Annotated in this window: 1 protein-coding gene; it reads right to left on the bottom strand. The window is 59.9% G+C overall.

The genetic code is table 11. The features are described from left to right. Positions 1 to 114: 114 nt before the first annotated feature. Positions 115 to 1,578 (bottom strand): ATPase, T2SS/T4P/T4SS family, encoded by a 1,464-nt coding sequence (locus ABIZ35_RS03650; RefSeq protein ID WP_348218513.1) that lies wholly within the window; start codon positions 1,576 to 1,578, stop codon positions 115 to 117. Between the last annotated feature and the right edge of the window lie 184 nt (positions 1,579 to 1,762).

Raw genomic sequence — 1,762 nt, 5'->3', positions numbered from 1 at the left:
TCCCCCAGAATTGGGGCGGAGGGGCCATCCTAATCCTGTGGGGCGGAGGGGCGATCTTAAATCTGCTCCCCAGGATGGACGATGGCGTATCGTCCATGCCGCGCAGCCGTTGTGTTAGTTCGCCGTGAAGATCACACGCAGCAGTTCGTCCAGCGTGGTGTCGCCGGCGGCGGCTTTGCGCAGGCCGTCAGCCCAGAAGGTCCGCATTCCGCAGTCCAAGGCTACGTTCGCGATCTCCTCTTCCTCCGCGCCTCGGGTGATGGACGCCGCCAGCGGCTCGCTGACCTCAATGATCTCGAAAATTCCCAAGCGCCCACGGTACCCCCGCCCACCGCAATTCTCACAGCCCTTGCCCCGATAGAACTTCGAGTCAGACGGAAGATCGTAGCCGCCAGCGGCCGCCAGCCGCCGCCAGGTATCGAACTGGACATACGTGGAGACGTCGATCTCTTCCCGGCAGTCCGGACAGATCCGGCGCGCGAGCCGCTGCGCGATCACCCCGGTCAGACTGGCCGACAGCAGATGTCCCGGCGCGCCCATATTCATCAGCCGGCTGATGGCGGAAGGGGCGTCGGTCGCGGAAATCGTCGTCACCACCAGATGTCCGGTGAGGGATGCCTCCAGCTCCAGCGCCAGCGTTTCTTCATCCAGGGTCATACCGGCGTAGATCACATCCGGATCCAGACGCATGATCGACCGAAGTCCGGCGGGGAACGTGAGTCCAAAGCGCGGGCTGACCTGAATTTGCGTGGTGTAATCCAATTGGCATTCGACCGGGTCTTCCACGGTCAAGGTCTTTCGCTCGGGACCGACCCTGTCCAGAAGACAGCTGTAAGCCGTTGTCGTCTTTCCGCTGCCGGTGGGGCCGGCGACGACGACAAATCCATTGGGCTGGCGCATCAAGCGCAGGATCTGCTCCATGCTGTCGGGCGTCAGCCCAAGCTTATCCAATCCCAGCAAGATCGTTGAGGGGTCAAGAATTCGGATCGTCACCGCTTCGCCAAACACCACCGGCGCGATCGACACGCGAAGATCAAAGTCCTTGCCGGCGTGCTTCAATGGAATCCGTCCATCCTGCGGAACGCGCTTCTCGCCGACATGCATATCCGCCATCACCTTCCATCGGGCCATCATCGCATCCTCCAGCTCTCCCGGCATTCGGCGGATCTCCTGCAAAACGCCGTCGATCCGATAGCGCAGCAGCACCACCGTCTCGCCATCCAGCGTGCAGGCCTCCATATGGATATCGCTCGCCTTGTGGGCGATGGCGTCCGCGATGATATTCTCAATCACTCCCATAATTTTTTCCTCCGGGGTCGCCGCTGCCGAAGGGCGGCCCGTCCGATCCATAAAGAACGCCAGCTCTGTATCGAGCGCCGGGCCCGACGCCACTGCGGCCGCCACCGGTCCTCGGTCCATATACAGGTGAAGATCGCTCCGCCGAAAGCGCCACTGGCGCCCGACCTTCAAGCCGCGAACGTCGCCGGCGCTGAGCAGACGATAGAGCGTAGGCCGGCTGGTGCCAAGCACTTGCAGCGCCTCATCGAACGTCAAAAGTTCGTTTTCCGTGGTTTCCATCCCATGCCCTCCTTGTCTCAAATTGATCAATAAACAAATATATCACACATTGATTAATGAGTCAATAGAATCTAAATGCGTATTTCTTATTTATTGAGACAAACCATCGATCAGTTCATAATATGTGCCTGGCGACTGAAGTCGCGGCTAGAAGTGCACGATGTCCACCTCCGTGGACTCCAGA

It is taken from the genome of Capsulimonas sp. (genome assembly GCF_039929585.1).
In the GTDB taxonomy this organism is placed as follows: domain Bacteria; phylum Armatimonadota; class Armatimonadia; order Armatimonadales; family Capsulimonadaceae; genus Capsulimonas.
This window is presented reverse-complemented; position numbering and strand designations above follow the sequence as displayed.

What these genes read in the sequence shown, in the direction of transcription:
- ABIZ35_RS03650 (WP_348218513.1), bottom strand. Translation starts at nt 1,578, where the DNA reads ATGGAAACCACGGAAAACGAACTTTTGACGTTCGATGAGGCGCTGCAA.